At 44.5% G+C, this 15,875-nt stretch carries 14 protein-coding genes and 1 tRNA gene; 10 read left to right on the forward strand and 5 right to left on the reverse strand.

Going from position 1 to position 15,875, the window contains the following annotated elements:
• Positions 1-49 precede the first annotated feature (49 nt).
• The 3 genes from H6F66_RS06940 to H6F66_RS06950 form a co-directional block, all read right to left on the reverse strand.
• On the reverse strand, positions 50-985 hold the full coding sequence (locus tag H6F66_RS06940) for a polysaccharide deacetylase family protein (RefSeq protein WP_199295398.1): 936 nt from the start codon (positions 983-985) through the stop codon (positions 50-52).
• A 429-nt stretch (positions 986-1,414) separates the two neighbouring features.
• Positions 1,415-3,010: a bifunctional pantoate--beta-alanine ligase/(d)CMP kinase gene (locus tag H6F66_RS06945; protein WP_190419596.1), complete on the reverse strand. Its 1,596-nt coding sequence runs from the start codon at positions 3,008-3,010 to the stop codon at positions 1,415-1,417.
• A 117-nt stretch (positions 3,011-3,127) separates the two neighbouring features.
• Positions 3,128-4,285: a septal ring lytic transglycosylase RlpA family protein gene (locus tag H6F66_RS06950; protein WP_190419598.1), complete on the reverse strand. Its 1,158-nt coding sequence runs from the start codon at positions 4,283-4,285 to the stop codon at positions 3,128-3,130.
• 500 nt (positions 4,286-4,785) lie between these two features.
• On the opposite strand from H6F66_RS06950, the gene purM reads away from it, so the two are divergent.
• A complete protein-coding gene (gene purM, locus H6F66_RS06955; protein WP_190419599.1) occupies positions 4,786-5,811 on the forward strand; it encodes a phosphoribosylformylglycinamidine cyclo-ligase in 1,026 nt (341 codons plus the stop codon).
• Positions 5,812-5,911: 100 nt separating this feature from the next.
• Here the strand turns inward: purM and H6F66_RS06960 are convergent.
• Positions 5,912-5,982 (reverse strand) — tRNA-Cys (locus H6F66_RS06960).
• Between the two features lie 362 nt (positions 5,983-6,344).
• Here H6F66_RS06960 and cpdA point away from each other — a divergent pair.
• The 7 genes from cpdA to H6F66_RS06995 all read left to right on the forward strand — a co-directional run bounded on the left by cpdA (position 6,345) and on the right by H6F66_RS06995 (position 9,738).
• Positions 6,345-7,142, forward strand: a complete 798-nt coding sequence (cpdA, locus tag H6F66_RS06965; RefSeq protein ID WP_190419600.1) for a 3',5'-cyclic-AMP phosphodiesterase — start codon at positions 6,345-6,347, stop codon at positions 7,140-7,142.
• Positions 7,143-7,364: 222 nt separating this feature from the next.
• Positions 7,365-8,261 (forward strand): ATP-binding protein, encoded by an 897-nt coding sequence (locus H6F66_RS06970; protein WP_190419601.1) that lies wholly within the window; start codon positions 7,365-7,367, stop codon positions 8,259-8,261.
• Positions 8,254-8,478, forward strand: a complete 225-nt coding sequence (locus H6F66_RS06975; RefSeq protein WP_190419602.1) for a hypothetical protein — start codon at positions 8,254-8,256, stop codon at positions 8,476-8,478. The genes H6F66_RS06970 and H6F66_RS06975 overlap by 8 nt, the downstream gene beginning before the upstream one ends.
• Positions 8,479-8,486: 8 nt before the next feature.
• A complete protein-coding gene (locus H6F66_RS06980; protein WP_190419603.1) occupies positions 8,487-8,693 on the forward strand; it encodes a hypothetical protein in 207 nt (68 codons plus the stop codon).
• Positions 8,693-9,058 carry a hypothetical protein gene (locus tag H6F66_RS06985; RefSeq protein WP_190419605.1) on the forward strand — a complete coding sequence of 122 codons (366 nt, stop codon included), beginning with the start codon at positions 8,693-8,695 and terminating at the stop codon, positions 9,056-9,058. Before H6F66_RS06980 ends, H6F66_RS06985 begins: the two co-directional genes overlap by 1 nt.
• A 28-nt stretch (positions 9,059-9,086) precedes the next feature.
• Positions 9,087-9,230, forward strand: coding sequence for a hypothetical protein (locus tag H6F66_RS06990; protein WP_190419607.1), 144 nt, complete (start codon positions 9,087-9,089; stop codon positions 9,228-9,230).
• The gene (locus H6F66_RS06995; protein ID WP_190419609.1) at positions 9,223-9,738 is read left to right on the forward strand and encodes a dihydrofolate reductase family protein; all 516 of its coding nucleotides are present in this window, start codon (positions 9,223-9,225) and stop codon (positions 9,736-9,738) included. The genes H6F66_RS06990 and H6F66_RS06995 overlap by 8 nt, the downstream gene beginning before the upstream one ends.
• A gap of 131 nt (positions 9,739-9,869) precedes the next feature.
• Here the strand turns inward: H6F66_RS06995 and H6F66_RS07000 are convergent, their stop codons facing one another.
• Positions 9,870-10,385: a hypothetical protein gene (locus H6F66_RS07000; RefSeq protein ID WP_190419611.1), complete on the reverse strand. Its 516-nt coding sequence runs from the start codon at positions 10,383-10,385 to the stop codon at positions 9,870-9,872.
• A gap of 283 nt (positions 10,386-10,668) precedes the next feature.
• Between H6F66_RS07000 and H6F66_RS07005 the strand changes: the two genes are divergently transcribed.
• Both H6F66_RS07005 and H6F66_RS07010 read left to right on the forward strand, forming a co-directional pair.
• The gene (locus tag H6F66_RS07005) at positions 10,669-13,191 is read left to right on the forward strand and encodes a PAS domain S-box protein (protein ID WP_190419613.1); all 2,523 of its coding nucleotides are present in this window, start codon (positions 10,669-10,671) and stop codon (positions 13,189-13,191) included.
• A gap of 469 nt (positions 13,192-13,660) precedes the next feature.
• A complete protein-coding gene (locus tag H6F66_RS07010; RefSeq protein ID WP_190419615.1) occupies positions 13,661-15,847 on the forward strand; it encodes a PAS domain-containing protein in 2,187 nt (728 codons plus the stop codon).
• The last annotated feature ends 28 nt before the right edge of the window (positions 15,848-15,875 follow it).

Below are 15,875 nucleotides of genomic sequence, written 5' to 3' on the forward strand. Positions count from 1 at the left end.
TAAAATGTAAAAGGCAAAAGAAACAGAAAGATTCCTTTTGCCTTTTACCTTATTTTTTACCAGCTGCCAATTTAACTTCTTTGTCTTGCATTTCCATCAGTTCTGGCACAGTCACAAACTTGTAGCCGCGCTTTTGGTATTCGGTAATTAGTTGCGGTAAAGCTTGCACCGTACGCGTCCGATTGCCGCCTCCATCGTGCATTAGTACCATACCGCCTGATGTGGCTCCTTTTAGCGCGGACTTGATGAATACTGGCACCGAGGGACGGCGATAGTCCATAGAGTCAGATGACCACATCGCCACGGCGTAATTTTTTTTACGGGCGTAAGCGACCAAGCCATTGTTTAGATAGCCACCGGGTGGACGAAACAGAGCCGTCTTCACACCTGTGGCTTCATAAATAATTGCCGCTGTGCGGTCAATTTCACGGGCCGCCCCAGTTTCGTTTACATGATGGTAAGAGTGGCTCCAGGTATGATTAGCAACGGCGTGTCCCTCAGCAACTACGGCTTTCGCCAGATGGGGAAAATTTTTCACGTTCCGCCCGATCATGAAGAATGTTGCTTTAATGTTGTTTTTCTTCAGGATCTCCAGCACCTGCAACGTCCCTTGAGGCGAAGGCCCGTCATCAAAAGTCAGGGCAATGACTTTCTGGTTAGTGTTTAGTTTTACTTCTTGAAATACTTTCCCTTGAAACGCTTTGGGGACTGAAAAAGTCAAATTTCTGTCTTTTTCTTCCTGCTGCAATTGAGCGAATACTTTGTTAAACGCCTCATCTCGCTGCGCCATCAAAGCGTTTATATCAGTGCCACTTTTGTCTTTATTCCGATTCCCCAACTCTTCGGTTGCAGATAAAAGAATAGACGGATGATTCTCATGGCGATTAATCGGCAACATGAGACCAGCCAAAAAACTACTAGCGGCAGCAACAACAGCAATCAATGTTGTTTTTTCCCGCCAAGAAAATCGATCATACTTTGCCACGTCAGCTCTCCTTCACTCCTCCATTCATCAAGGCGGAGTTTTGTCAAGTTCTCCGCCTCTTCCAGCACACCAGGTTTCTCAAACAATTTTTTTACAGCTACGTACTTGGTGTAAGCATTGCCCTAGCTTTGTCGGCAATGCTTACGTGTATCTCGGTAATCTATGGTTGCCTTCCTCCCTTAGCTCTGTTGGATATGTGACGCGAATCCTCTGCCTATAGTTCGTTTTTACAGGTATAAGCGATCGCTAAAAGCTAAAAGCTATTTTGTTGCATCGCAAATTGCTTCCCTATTTAATAAGGAAGCTTTCTTTGTCTTTTTGTACCCTATTGCAAAATACTACCCAACAGTCGGGCGCTCCGGGTAAGAAAGTTAATTGCTAAGGGAGTTGACTTTTACTGAAAAATATGGTTTTTGGGAGGAACATCAGTTATCTAGACACAGACAGCTTTTGATGATATAAACTGACAATTCGAGCAGTGACTTCGGCAATGCCCAGACCGTCAGTTTCGATCAAAATAGCGTCTGCTGCCTTTTGCAAGGGTGCCACGACGCGGGTGCTGTCGCGGGTGTCGCGTTCTTGAATGTCCTGCTCCAGCTGCACTAAACTTACGTTTGGCTGCTGTTGATTTTTCAGGTCTTGCTGACGGCGTTGCGCCCGTTCATGAACGGATGCGGTTAAGAAGATTTTAAGTTCGGCATCCGGGAAAACGTGGGTGCCAATGTCGCGACCTTCAGCAACGATGCTTCCCTTTAAACCCCAGCGCTGCTGTTGTTTAACCAGTTCTTGACGGACGTATGGTTGGGCAGCGATCGCACTCACCATCGCTGTCACCTCCAAAGAGCGAATTGCAAAGGTGACATCGTGATCGTTAATCCAGACACGAGTGGTAATCTGGGGATCATCACCCGTGCTTAACTGAATCTGAGAACGGCTGGCTAACTCGGCTATGCTTGGTTCATCATCTACCCTGATTCCCGATTCCAAAACCAGCCACGTCAGAGCGCGATACATCGCCCCGGTATCTAAATACAACAATCCTAAAGACTTAGCAACCTGACGGGCTACAGTCGATTTTCCCGCCCCGGCTGGGCCATCAATCGCCACAATCGGCTGGCGATCGCGTAATACTACATTATCAATTAAACGGGTCGATCCCAGTCGGGCGGCGATCGCTAGTAGTCCCGCTTCTTCAACTTTTTCCAAACGCATGAGAGTAGTGGGGTGAACCAGTTCAATATACTCGATTTGTACCTCTGGTACGATAGCAATTTCCTGTTGAACTGTGTCTATGAGAATAGCGCGATCGCGATCGCCTGATTGAAATGCTTTCTTGGCTTGTTGTAAAGAGCGATACAACACCGATGCTTGCTCTTTCTGCTCTAAAGTCAAATACTGATTCCGGGAAGAGAGAGCCAATCCCGATGCTTCCCGTACTATTGGACAACCCACAATCTTGATGCTCCAATTTAGATCCGCCACCAATCGCCGAATAATCGCCAATTGCTGGGCATCTTTTTCTCCAAAATAAGCGTTATTTGGTTGTACCAGGTTCAGCAACTTTGTCACCACAGTTGCGACTCCCTGAAAGTGTCCGGGACGAAAGCGACCGCACAAAACTGATGTCATATTCTCTGGTGGAAGCACCGTTGTGCTGATGGGAGATTGGGAATCGGGAATTGGGAGGCGCGCTACCCCAATCTCCAATCCCCAGTCCCCAGTCCCCGATCCATACAATTCTTCAGCAGAAGGGGCAAAAATCGCATCTACCCTAGCCTGTTGGCACAATTGCCGATCCTGCTCCAAAGAACGAGGATATTGCTGAAAATCCTCACTAGGGCCAAATTGTAGTGGATTGACGAAGATGCTGACTATGACGATATCGTTGTGCGATCGCGCACCTTCGATTAAGCTAATATGCCCTGCGTGCAAGGCTCCCATTGTCGGCACAAAGCCGACGTTTTTGCCCTGCCGATGCAAACCCAAGTAGCAGCGCAATCCCGCAATTGTCGTAAACAGGCGCACCAAAACCCCCTTCAATAATTTTGAGTTTTGAGTTGTAGCGGCAGTTCCTTCTGCCTGGAGTGCTGAATTAAAAATATCAACTCAACACTCATAACTCAAAACTCTGAAGGTGGAAACCTAGTTTTCGTCAACGGCTACTGTCTGCGGACGACCTAGAATTTCTAGCTGCACTGGCGCTACCCCACTGCTCGTCATTCCCAAAATTTTAGCAGCACCCGCGGACACATCAATTATCCGACCTCGGATAAAAGGCCCGCGATCGTTAATTCGCACGATTACAGAACGCCCGTTGTTCCTGTTGGTCACGCGCACTTGCGTCCCAAAAGGCAAGGTACGGTGGGCAGCCGTCATCGCATTCTGATTGAATCTTTCACCACTGGCGCTCCGCAAGCCGTGGAATCCATAACCATACCAGGATGCCATACCGCTACTCTGGCCCATGACTGGTCTGGTGGTGAGCCGTCTGTTTGTTGGTGCGGCGGCTCTATTAGCTCTAGGGTTGTAAGCAACCCTCTGGGGTTGTTTGGATAATCCGGCGATTTCCCTCAGTGGCGGTGCATTACCCATCAGGCGGCGGAGTCGATTGGTTGCTTGTAGGGCATCTACAGCAGGGTTGCGAGTTGTGTCTGGCAATATTGTTTTTCTGTTAACTTCGACCAGTTTCTCGCCGTTTACTTTAATGACATAGCTGCCCTTGTCGCCATTCCAACTGACAGCGATCGCACTGGCATCTACGTTTTCTAAACTCAACTGATTCAGCTTAGCAGCAACGGTTGTGGCACGGGCTACCGGATCGTTTTGATTACTGGCATCCGATGACATCTGCTTTGGAAAACCGCTCGCACTGCTTAAAATTTCTCCCATCTTGGTGTCTTGTGTGGGAGTCACGCGGGAACCCAGAAAGGTCAGGATTGGGATACTACGGACGTAAAGCGTCGCGGCTTTATACCCTCGTACTTCATGGGGAAGAATTTTAGCTACGACTACTCGATCCAACAGGGTCGCCACACCTACAGAATTATTGCAAGGGCGTGTTGCAAGGCAAGCCATTCTGACTTGGGATTGATATTCTCCCACCTTGACAACTTCTGGCGGCTGTACCCGATTGGAAGTTGCAGGTTGCCGAGAGGCGTTTTTACTTGTCTGCTGCGTCTGAGGAACATTGGACTCGGAAACTTGGTCAAACCTTTTAGCTGACTGGGCATAACTGGATGTAGTCATCCCAATCGTCGTTAACAGGGCTGCAAATATTCCGCTAAAAAATCTTTGATTCATACCAACGGTTGTGAAACGTACTTGGAAGTCGAAGTGTGAGCTAGTTGGTGGTTGTATTGCCAGACAGCTCCCATTCGGTCATCAATAACTCGTACTCATTCTGTATTCACCCTGGTGCAAGGAACTGAAACAGAGTATCACGAAGTTTTTGGATTGGGGATCAGGGATTTCCTCTAGGTTTTGACAAATTCATCAAAAATTTAATTTTGAATCTCCGCATTTATGCGGTGATGAGTTCCATTTCATTAGGGTTTTGGACAATTTCAGGTTTCTAGAACTTCATCAAAACTTCATAAAAGATTTAGGCAGTTTATGAATAAGTAAACCAAAAGTCAAAAATCCCAAGTTACCCATTGGGAAAAACACTGCTAGTAAGACTTTTGGGGCTTAACTTGCCAATAAATTAAATGTGGAACAGCTTATAATTCGTCAGGAGAACCCATAGCCGAGTAAAATACGTCTGCGATCTGCGATCGCTAAACGAGGCGGGGCGTGAACTCATGGATTATCGAGAAGCAGGTGTAGATGTTGAGGCGGGGCGGAGTTTTGTAGAAAAAATCCGCCAAAGCGTACAAAGCACCCACCGTTCTGAGGTTTTAGGTGGATTCGGCGGCTTTAGCGGTTGGTTTCAGCTGCCTAGTGGCTACCAGGAGCCAGTTTTGGTTTCTGGGACAGATGGGGTAGGGACAAAGCTAAAGCTCGCTTTTCAGCTCAACACTCACCACACAGTAGGTATTGATTTGGTGGCGATGTGTGTCAACGATGTGTTGACGTGCGGCGCAGAACCGCTATTCTTCTTGGATTATTTAGCTACAGGTAAACTAAATCCAGAGCAGCTGACTCAGGTAGTTGCGGGCATAGCTCAAGGGTGTCGCGAGTCGGGATGCGCCTTACTGGGAGGGGAAACCGCAGAAATGCCGGGTTTTTATCAGAAAGGCGAGTATGACTTGGCGGGTTTTTGCGTCGGAATTGTGGACAAAAGCCAGATACTGGATGGTTCCCAGGTGCAGGTGGGAGATGTAGCGATCGCGCTTGCTAGTCAGGGTATCCACAGCAACGGGTTTAGTTTGGTGCGGAAAATTGTCGAGCGAAGCGGCGTTGACTTGCACTCCCCCCTAGATGGTCACGATAAGAGCCTAGGGGAAATTTTGTTAACTCCCACGCGGATTTACGTTAAACCTGTTCTAGCGGCACGCAAAGCCAAATTAGAAATTCATGGCATGGCTCATATTACTGGTGGTGGTTTGCCAGAAAACCTGCCTCGCTGTCTCGCTGCTAATCAATCCATCCAGATTGATCCTAAATCTTGGCTAATTCCACCTATTTTCCAGTGGCTATCTGACACAGGGGAAGTCAGCCCGATGGATATGTTTAACACATTCAATATGGGTGTTGGCTTCGTGCTACTCGTACCCCCAAACCACGCCGACCAAACCACCAACTTCTTTGAATCCCAAGGAATTGCCGCTTATGCCATCGGTAAGGTAATTCCCGGTGACGGTCGTCTCGTCGGTATCCCCGAATAAGAACCTTCCCTGTATGCCGCGCCCGGATTTATTTTAGGCAGGGCATTCTGCCCGCCTTAGGCTCCGATCGGAGCCTAAGGCGGGCAGTTGTATTTTATAAAGGCGGCACCCAGATTTGAACTGGGGGTGGAGGTTTTGCAGACCTCTGCCTTACCACTTGGCTATGCCGCCATAAATTCAGATTACTACTATACCAAATTTTGACGATTACTTACCTACAGAAAAATTCTTAGTAGATGATCGCTGTATTTACAGGCAGATGTCCATTTCCGGCGCTATATGTGATGACGATCACATATGGGGGGTTCCTAGATCGCAGGTATTTGACGATCTCTAACGGTAATGTATTACCCATCTAAAGCCGTAAGTGTTTACACGGAGTATTTAATATTCATCTATCTTTAGACTTATTTTATTAACTTGTTCCGTAGGAAAGCTATAAATCGATGTTTACCTATTAGAGCAGAGCCATTGGGGTTTAGTGTCCTAACTATTTTTCTTTGAGCCGCTACTAGATTCCATTACAAAACTTTATGATTCCAGCCAAGCCGCTTGCGATCGCTCAAATCACAGATATTCACCTGTTTGCCGATACCAAAAAAGAATTATTAGGTCTTCCTACGGAAAAGTCATTTCATGCAGTTCTAGGGCAATTGCAAAAACTATTGCCTCAGCTAGATATGCTACTGCTGACTGGGGATTTGTCCCAAGATGGCAAGGCGGAATCATATCAACGGTTGGCAGAATTGCTGAGTCCCTTATCCATCCCTACCTACTGGGCACCAGGGAACCACGATCAGCCTTTTGTGATGCAGCAGGTGTTAAAAGAGGCTCCCATTTCTCCAGAAAAGTCTTTTGCAGCCGGAGGCTGGCAGTTTTTGCTACTTGATTCTCATGTTTCTGGTTGCGTGCATGGCAAACTATCATCAGAAAGCCTAGTTTGGCTGGACACGCAGCTAAAGCTAGCAAGCGACAGACCTACCCTGATCGGTTTTCACCATCCACCTTTTCTCGTGGATTCAGATTGGCTAGATGGCAGTACACTACAGAATCCAGAGGAACTTTTTGCTGTTATAGATCGCCATCCTCAAGTAAAGTTGGTGATTTTTGGTCACATTCACCAAGAATTTTATCAGCGGCGTGGTGGTGTTCACTATTTGGGTAGTCCTTCTACTTCGATTCAATTTGAGCCTCACAGCCACAATTTTTCCTTGGATGAAGTAGAGCCAGGATTTCGTTTATTAAACTTATATCCTGATGGCTCTTTTGAAACTAGAGTGCAGCGGGTTACTTACGTGCATGAACTGGATTTGGCAGCAACTGGTTATTAGAAAAGCTGGGGAATAATTAATAATATCCCAATTAGCTCTAGGGTAAGCAAATGCTCACCCTACAAACTTTGATGCGATCGCCTGAAACTTTGGTGAAAACACCTCTGTGTGCGATCGCACACAGAGGGCTATGTTAAAATAGCGAGCGTCAGCAGGACTGAGCAGCTAGTATCAATGTAGAGTAGCAGAAAAGTTTAAAAATTTTGAGAGAACGTCGTCAATATGAAAAGTATTGTTCATGGTGCTAGTGGATTGTTGCAGTTAACCCATGCTGAAATCAAGCGTAAAATATCTAACCAGAAATTATTCGGGTTAGATGAATTAGAGAAATATCTCTTTCGTTTCTGTAAAACTATGCTGACCGCTGACGATTCTCTTATCAGCCAGTTTAGCATCTATAACCTTACACCATCTGTTCTGCTTTACGGTCCACCAAATACCGGTAAAACTACTTTATGCTACTTGCTTTTTGAGCAGCTCAAACAAGAAGTAACTAATGAAATAAATTTCTATACGGTTGATGTTGGTAGAATGCTCGATCCAGCTTTGGGCCAATCTTCACGGAATCTTGAGCAGATATTTCAAGATTTACAGAAAACTTGTTCAGATGGTTCATCAGTGTTTCTCCTTTTAGATGAACTAGATGCCTTTTGTATGAGTCGTAGTCGCGCTCAAGAGCATGATGCTGTTCGTCGAGCTATGACAACATTAATGCTAGAACTTGACAAGCTTCAGCCATCCACAAGCAGGCATTTTTTTGTTTTCGGCATCACTAACGTACCTAACCTGGTAGATACAGCGGTAGTGCGGAGATTTTCTTTGAAACATTTTGTCGATTCCAGTTTGTCGTGGGATGACTTCAAAGCGTATCTTAGTTATTTAAATAAGCCAATAAAATACAATCCTCAGGAAGAAGATTTGCACAAGCTATACAATATCTATAAGCACCGTGCATACACAGGGGGTGATATAAAGGCTTTGTATAAAGTTTTACTGATAGATATAGTATGTGCCGATAGGGATATTTCCATAACTGACAGGCTTTTTGACCTTTTTGAGAATGGATTTTCAAGTCGCGAACACTTAGCGCAAAAATTTAAGGAGTTATGCAATGGCTAATAAAGAATGGGAAACTGATGAAGACCGAATGATATACCAGCTACAGGTACATAAAAAATTTATTAGCTGGGTTATTGAAAAATTGAATGCGGAAGGGATTTCATGTAGAAGAACAACTGGAAACGATCCCAAAGGTGATATTTTGGTTATTGAGAAAAAAGACGTTCCACGAGTAAAGCAGATCGTCCGAGAGATACAAAATCGATATAATGGTTAAGTAGTAAAATGTCACATATTGAAATTAAAACTCGCAAAACCATTGATTCAACGTTGGCGCAAAAAATTATTGACAAAGGAAGTGTATCTGCTGTTCTGACCACAGGGAAAATTACTAAACCAGCTAAAGAGCGATTTAAAAGTGCAGATATAGCTTGGGCTGAGAATATTCCTGAAAGCGAGTTTATGCAGTCTGAGGCTCAGGAGGAAGGATAATGTTAGACATCAGCTTCTATCCTACAAATGGAGAGCCAGCATATAGTGTGGAAGTAGCAGAAAACTTTTACGGCTGGCTGGCGAAATCAGATTTTTCTAAAATAGGTAAATCTGTACCAAGAAAAATTAAAATAGAGGGTGAAGAGGAAAAGCTACCTTTAGTGCAGTTAGGTAAAGATAATCGCAGAAAACTAAGGACTTTCTTAGGTGAGGAGATTATCCGTGAAAGTGATGCTATACTCACTCAGCTTGGAGATTCTCCTTCTAAAAAAGAGTATCAGGATGCAACTTACCGTCTTAGGAAGCTGCAAGAGTTACGCAAGTGTGTGGAAAACGAAAATTATCAGTATCTTCAGCGAGTGTAGTGCAGTAATTAAGGCTAGGTAGAAGGTAGTGATCGCTCACCCTCCCAAGTTTGCGGAAAAGCGATCGCCCTGTAGCCTGAGTTGTGATCGCGTCTCTACCTTCAACGACGAGCGCGATCGCTCTAAACGTAAACTATCTGTAGTGCATTTGTTTAGGTGGTGTTATGCGTAAAGTCATATTATTTATTGCATCTAGTTTAGACAGCTATATTGCACGCCCTTCTGGTAATGTTGACTGGCTGTTTACAGACCAAGATTACGGTTACTCGGAGTTCGACGCTGGCGTTGACACCGTTGTTATGGGCAGAAAAACCTATGAACAAGTTCTTACTTTTGGAGAATATCCGTACAAAGGGAAAAAGAGTTATGTTTTCACAAGGCATCCTTCCTGCCAATCGGACAACAACGCTGAATTTATCGCAACAGATGTGAAGAACTTTGTAGATGATTTACGTCAGGTTGATGGAAAGAATATCTGGTTAGTGGGAGGCTCTCTATTAATTCACGATTTCATCAGCAAAAATCTTGTGGATGAGCTGATTCTTTCGATACACCCAATCGTCTTAGGCGAAGGAATCCCACTATTTTCTAATCAATTAACCACTACATTTTTGAAGCTGACTGGATGTCAGACATACAGTTCGGGATTGGTTCAGCTATCTTACAATTTTATGGGTTGAACGCGATCGCTACTGAGGTGTTATACAAATTCATGTTTTTCCCGCTACACTGATCGCTTTTCTTAGCCCGTTTTAAAACGACTGGGAAAATCAGATGTGTAGCTTCACTTTCCCAGTTATTCACCCCGCAGTTATTCGGTGGCTATCCAACGCACGTAGGGAAGCCCTGCTGACAAACTTCTAGATGTGATTTGAGTAGTTCCATCAGCCCAACCAACATCTACGCGGAAATAAACTTTGCCATTGCCTAAGCGGAAGCGGTACGCCCGCAGTTCTGGGGAAGTTGCTTGACCGACACAGGAGGCGTAGGCTTTTTGTAATGGGGCTTCGTATTCTACGAACTTCTTACCCGAACTCGAAACTCTGGCAGATCCTGCGATCGCGCGAGTGTTTGCTACAACCGTATGCTCCGCGCCGCCTTCAAATGGAATTAATAATGTCGTCAACCCGACTTTTTGAGGACAGGTTCCATATTGGCGTTTTACAGTCAAGTTGGTGCTGCTTCGCGCTGGCGAACTAGCGGGCTGGGAAGGCTGGGCTAGAGTCGAAGTAGATGTACTCAACACTAGCACCGATAACAGTCCTAAAGTGCTGGCGAATTTCACCGGGTGAGAAAATTTACTTTTGGTCAAATTTAGAAGTTTCATCTTAGACGTAGGGAAGCGTACCAAGACTTAGTGAATAGTCTTTATATAGAATGACTTTATCCAGAGGCAATCGGACTCACACAAATGGATCATCCAATCGGGTGAAAAATAAAGTTTTTTCAGAAATATGAAGTTTCAATGATGAAGCATTGAAGAGGAATTTGTTCCCAGGTTCATCAATTTTAACTTTTGCCTTCTCGACTCCTAGTGAGTCTGGCGGCAATAAACTATTGTTGGCATAAATTATACCGGATTACCAGCAATATAGAAAGAGGCTTAAAGCATGAAAGAAACTATCGGTAACATTCAAAAACACTGCTTTAATTTGCAGGCTGGGGGTTCAGTAAACACTTCAACCAATCTAGTTAAGGCGGAAAGATTGCCTAATACTCAAACCAGACTAGAAGTTTTTTATAATGCAACATTTGAAGCCGTTTTGATTCATGAACAAGGGAAGATTTTAGATGTTAATCCTGCCGCAGAAACATTATTTGGCTATTCAACAGATGAATTGATTGGTAGGGCGCTTTTGGATGTCGCAGCCGTTCCTTCTCACGAAACGATTAGACAAAGATTGCGCTCACCTTCAGATCAACCTTTTGAAGCGATCGCGTTGAGAAAAGATGAAACAACTTTTATCGCAGAGGTTTCTGCTAAAAGTATTCTGTATCAAGGTAGATTGGTTCGAGCGGCTAGTGTTAGGGATATTACAGAACGCAAGGAAGCGGAAGAAAGGGTTAAAAAAAGTGAAGAGAAAAATCGCGCCCTTTTAAATGCGATTCCAGATTTGATGTTTATCTTCAGCAAAGACGGAAAATATCTGGATTTTAAAGCAGAAAAAGCCAGCGATTTGATAGTTCCGCCTGATGAAATCGTTGGAAAATTTTTGTGCGAGTTAATGCCAACAGATGTAGCTCAATTATTCATGCACCACATTGAGCAAGCAATCTCGACAAGACAAACCCAAAACCTAGAGTACCATCTGCATCTGAACGGAACCAAGCGCTATTGGGAAGCGCGGTTGGTGTCTCTTGGGGAAGAGGAAATTGTGGCAATTGTGCGCGAAATCACTCAGCGCAAGCAGGTAGAAGAAGCGCTACGGGTTTCAGAAGAGAAATTTAAGAAAGCTTTTAGTTCTAGTCCTGAATCGATTACGATTTCTACAGTTAAAGATGGGCGATATATTGACGTTAACGAAACTTTCTTAGATATTTCCGGCTACACACGCGAGCAGGTGATTGATCATAATTTAACTGAATTGCAAATCTGGGTTAATCCAGAAGAACGCCTACAAGTAATTAAGTTATTGCAGGAACATGGGGCGGTTCGTAACCAGGAATACGAGTTTCGCAAGCAGTCAGGCGAAGTGGTAATAGGACTTTTTTCTGCGGAAATTATTAACTTGGGCGGCGAAGAATGTTTGCTTACTGTAGGGAACGACATTACTGAACGCAAGCAGGCGGAAATCCAGCAACGCATGACGCAAAAACGCGATCGCTTATTAGCAGAAACTCTAGGGCGCATCCGTTCATCGCTGAACCTGGAGCAAATTCTCAACACCACAGTTGAGGAAGTTCGTTCGTTTCTGCAAGCTGACCGCGTTTTCATCGGTCATGCAGATGGTAACGGTAAAGGAAAGGTGATTGTAGAATCGGTAGACTCAAATTATCCGTCAATTTTGGGTTGGGTACTTGATGATGAAAGTTCTCTCGCCGACTTGAGAACGATGTTTGAGGAAAATTGCGTCCGAATGGTTGAGGACACAAGTAAGGTACAAGTACCAGAAGCGATCGCATCTTACCACAACGATTATCAAGTTAAGTCAGTCTTGGCTGTACCAATTAGCGTACACGGTCAAGGTCTGTTAGGGGCGTTGATTGTCAATCAATGCAGCAGTTCGAGACGCTGGGAACCAATGGAAATCGACTTACTCGAACAGTTGGGAACCCAAGTAGCGATCGCAATCCAACAAGCCTCTCTATTTAACCAGGTACAAGCACTCAATGCCAACCTGGAATGCCAAGTGCAAGAACGCACCGCCCAACTAGAGCAAAAAATAGAGGAAGTTCAAGAACTCTATCAGCTTAAAGATATTTTCCTACACGCAGTTTCCCACGATCTGCGAACGCCGATCGTTGGCGGGTTACTCGTGTTGCAGAATTTGTTGATGGCTAATCGCAATGAACAATTAGCCATTAGCCATCCACAAAAGACAATTCCCGTTCCCCGCTCAATTTTAGAGCGAATGATTCAAAGTAGCGATCGCCAACTCGGTCTGATAAACTCCCTGCTAGAAGTTCATACCAGCGACGTGCGAGGCGTTCTCCTCCACCGGGAACCAACCCAAATTGGCTCTCTAGTACAAGCCATTGTCGAAGACTTCGAGCTGTTGTGCGCTAAAAACCATGCTATCCTGACAAATCAAGTTGAGGGCAAATTGCCCAGCGTCAATGCAGATCCGCTTCAGATGCGGCGCGTGTTTGAAAATCTCCTCACCAACGCCTTGAACCACAATCCACCCGGACTCAAAATGACCATCAAGGCCACAGTTGAGAATCAGATGATGCGCTGCACTATTGAAGATGACGGCGTGGGGATGACCCAAGAAATGTGCGATCGCGCCTTTGAACTTTATGCTCGTGGTTCCCAAGCTAGACGCTCAACTGGTATCGGTTTAGGATTATATCTTTGTCAGCAAATCATCATTGCTCACGGCGGCGAAATTGGTGTTATTAGTTCACCTGGAGACGGTGCAACTTTCTGGTTTACTTTACCTTTGAATGAGTCTTTTGATTGTGGATATTAAATGAGCTTTTTCCACAATCACCCAATCGGGTGAATCGCCGGAAGGATGTGAACAAGCGATCGCCTACTGTAAATTAAAAAGATGAGATTTAAGAATCACTACTGCATTTCTCCACGGTTTTAGGGAACACTAAAAGAAGGATGAAGTGTGAAGGAGGGACTGGGGATTGGGGACTCTTGACTGGGGACTCTTAAGACCTCACGAATAAATTTTTAGTTCCCAAGCTCAGCTTGGGAAGGTATATTTGTGAGGCAGAGCCTTACATTACCTTTGTAATTTATGTCTTCCAAAAGAGGTAGAACCTCAAGAATCGTATTCCCATGCCAGCCTGGAAACAAAGGCTGAAATTACCATTTTTATTCCCACCAAAAGCTAAAATTTTACCCTTAATAATTCATACTTTCTAGCCTGCTAACGTGGTGCAACTCTTTAAAAATCATTGAGTTAAAACAAAGAGACGTGATTCCTAATGGCTGAATATCTACAAGCAATAAGAGAATGTTGTCGGGATGAAGCAGCCTTTGAAAAGCTCCAACAAATCTTGGCTGACACTGGCGTTCCAAGTCTTGAGAAAACTAAAGACGAGCTACGACATAGCGAGTTCAAATTCCCAAGAATGGCTGACAACTTACCAGGTATGATTTACCAATACCTGCGAACTCACGATGGTCGCGAGTCGTTAGTATGTGCTACTTCTGGCTATCGAGAATTGTTCGAGTTAGAACCAGAAAACATGGAGGCTAATTTTCAACTGCTCAAAGGGTTAATTCATCCGGATGATTTAAAAACTTATGAAGAATCTGGAGATATTTCTGCCGCCACTTTGCAACCTTGGGCTTGGGAAGGTCGCATTATTACGCCTACTGGAAAAATAAAGTGGATACAATGCGCTTCTCGTCCAGAAAAGCAGCCTAATGGTGATATTATCTGGGATGGCTTGATGATGGAAGTCACGCAAAGCAAAGCTGCCCAAGAAGCGCTGGAGAGAGAACGGCGACTTTTCATCGGTGGTCCAGTCACAGTTTTCCGCTGGCTTGCACAAGAAAATTGGCCTGTAGAATACGTCTCGCCTAATGTGGCTCAGTTCGGCTATCAACCAGAAGATTTTTTAACTGGTAAAGTGCCTTATGGCAGCATTGTTCATCCCGATGATTTGGCTAGAGTTGATGCTGAGATCCAAGCTTATAGCGCTGAGAAAAGTGTTAGTTCTTACGAACAAGATTATCGCCTGATTCGCTCAGATGGCTCTGTGCGTTGGGTCTATGACTTTACCACTATCGTCCGCAATGAAAGGGGGGAAATTATACACTATGACGGATATATTTTAGATGTCACTGAACGCAAAGCTGCGGAAGCGCAACTAGGAGTTGCTGCTGAACGCGATCGCTTACTAGGAGAAATTTCCCTAAGAATTAGGCGCTCGCTCGATCTCGATCAAATTCTCAACACCACAGTTGAGGAAGTCCGGCAATTTCTGCAAACAGACCGAGTTTTTATTGGACATCTTAATGACAATTGTCAAGGCAAAGTTTTAGCAGAATCTGTTGACCCAAATTGGCGCTCAATTCGTGGATGGGTCACGAATGACCGCCATTTAAAAGAAATTAAATCACTTTTTAAACAAGGTCACGTTAGAGCAATTGATGATACTCAACAGGTAGCTAAATCTCGATTTCATGCTGCATACTACACCAAATATCAAATCAGAGCCAGTTTGTGCGTCCCTATTATGGTTGGCGACCAGTTTTTTGGGATGCTAATCGCCAATCAATGCAGCGCACCGCGTCACTGGCAGCAATTTGAAATTGACTTGCTTTCTTCACTGGCGACGCAAGTAGCGATCGCTATCCAGCAAGCACAACTTTATGAGCAATTATCAGAGCTTAATGACAGTTTGGAAACTCAAGTCTTGGAACGTACAGCCGAATTACAGCAGGCTATTACAAAATCTCAAGAGTTGAACCGCCTTAAAGACGTAGTTTTAAATACTGTTTACCACGAACTACGCACGCCCGTTTTGGGTAACTTACTGTTGCTCAATAATTTTCTTAAAAGTCCGCAAGATACGATACCAATCTCTCGCCATGTTTTAGAGCGGATGATTCAGGGTAGCGATCGCCAACTGGGGATGATTAATTTATTACTAGAAATTTCCCAAGAGCCAGGAATTGTCTTACATCCTGAGCCGCTACTATTAAATACAATTTTAACACCAATGCTCAAAGATTTGCAGCCAATAATCAAAGCAAATCAAGCGAATATAACGAATCTGGTTTCAGAAGATTTACCATTGGTAATGGTCGATGCGGCTAAGTTGCAGCGAGCGTTGCAAGATTTATTTACTCATATTTTAAAACATAATCCCCCTGGAATAAGTTTAACTTTGAGCGCCACGATTCAGGCAGGGATGCTACGCTGTACCATTCAGGATAACGGCGCAGGGATGAGCCAATCAGAATGCGATCGCTTATTCGATCTCCACGTCCGCGATGCCAGAGATAGCTGCACCACAGGCATTGGGCTAAAATTGTATCTCTGTCGGCAAGCGATCGCAGCCCACGGCGGCGAAATTGGCGTGATTAGCCACCCCAATCGCGGCTCAACTTTTTGGTTCACATTACCAATTAAAAATAAAAAAGGCAAAATTCAAAATTAAATAAAATTTCTTTAAGTAATTAAAAATA

Origin of the sequence: Trichocoleus sp. FACHB-6 (genome assembly GCF_014695815.1) — a bacterium.
Classification (GTDB): domain Bacteria; phylum Cyanobacteriota; class Cyanobacteriia; order Cyanobacteriales; family FACHB-T130; genus Funiculus; species Funiculus sociatus.

Coding starts and splice junctions, on each gene's coding strand:
- H6F66_RS06950 (WP_190419598.1), bottom strand. CDS start 4,285: ATGAATCAAAGATTTTTTAGCGGAATATTTGCAGCCCTGTTAACGACG.
- H6F66_RS07005 (WP_190419613.1), top strand. CDS start 10,669: ATGAAAGAAACTATCGGTAACATTCAAAAACACTGCTTTAATTTGCAG.
- H6F66_RS07010 (WP_190419615.1), top strand. CDS start 13,661: ATGGCTGAATATCTACAAGCAATAAGAGAATGTTGTCGGGATGAAGCA.
- cpdA (WP_190419600.1), top strand. CDS start 6,345: ATGATTCCAGCCAAGCCGCTTGCGATCGCTCAAATCACAGATATTCAC.
- H6F66_RS07000 (WP_190419611.1), bottom strand. CDS start 10,385: ATGAAACTTCTAAATTTGACCAAAAGTAAATTTTCTCACCCGGTGAAA.
- H6F66_RS06970 (WP_190419601.1), top strand. CDS start 7,365: ATGAAAAGTATTGTTCATGGTGCTAGTGGATTGTTGCAGTTAACCCAT.
- H6F66_RS06980 (WP_190419603.1), top strand. CDS start 8,487: ATGTCACATATTGAAATTAAAACTCGCAAAACCATTGATTCAACGTTG.
- purM (WP_190419599.1), top strand. CDS start 4,786: ATGGATTATCGAGAAGCAGGTGTAGATGTTGAGGCGGGGCGGAGTTTT.
- H6F66_RS06995 (WP_190419609.1), top strand. CDS start 9,223: ATGCGTAAAGTCATATTATTTATTGCATCTAGTTTAGACAGCTATATT.
- H6F66_RS06975 (WP_190419602.1), top strand. CDS start 8,254: ATGGCTAATAAAGAATGGGAAACTGATGAAGACCGAATGATATACCAG.
- H6F66_RS06985 (WP_190419605.1), top strand. CDS start 8,693: ATGTTAGACATCAGCTTCTATCCTACAAATGGAGAGCCAGCATATAGT.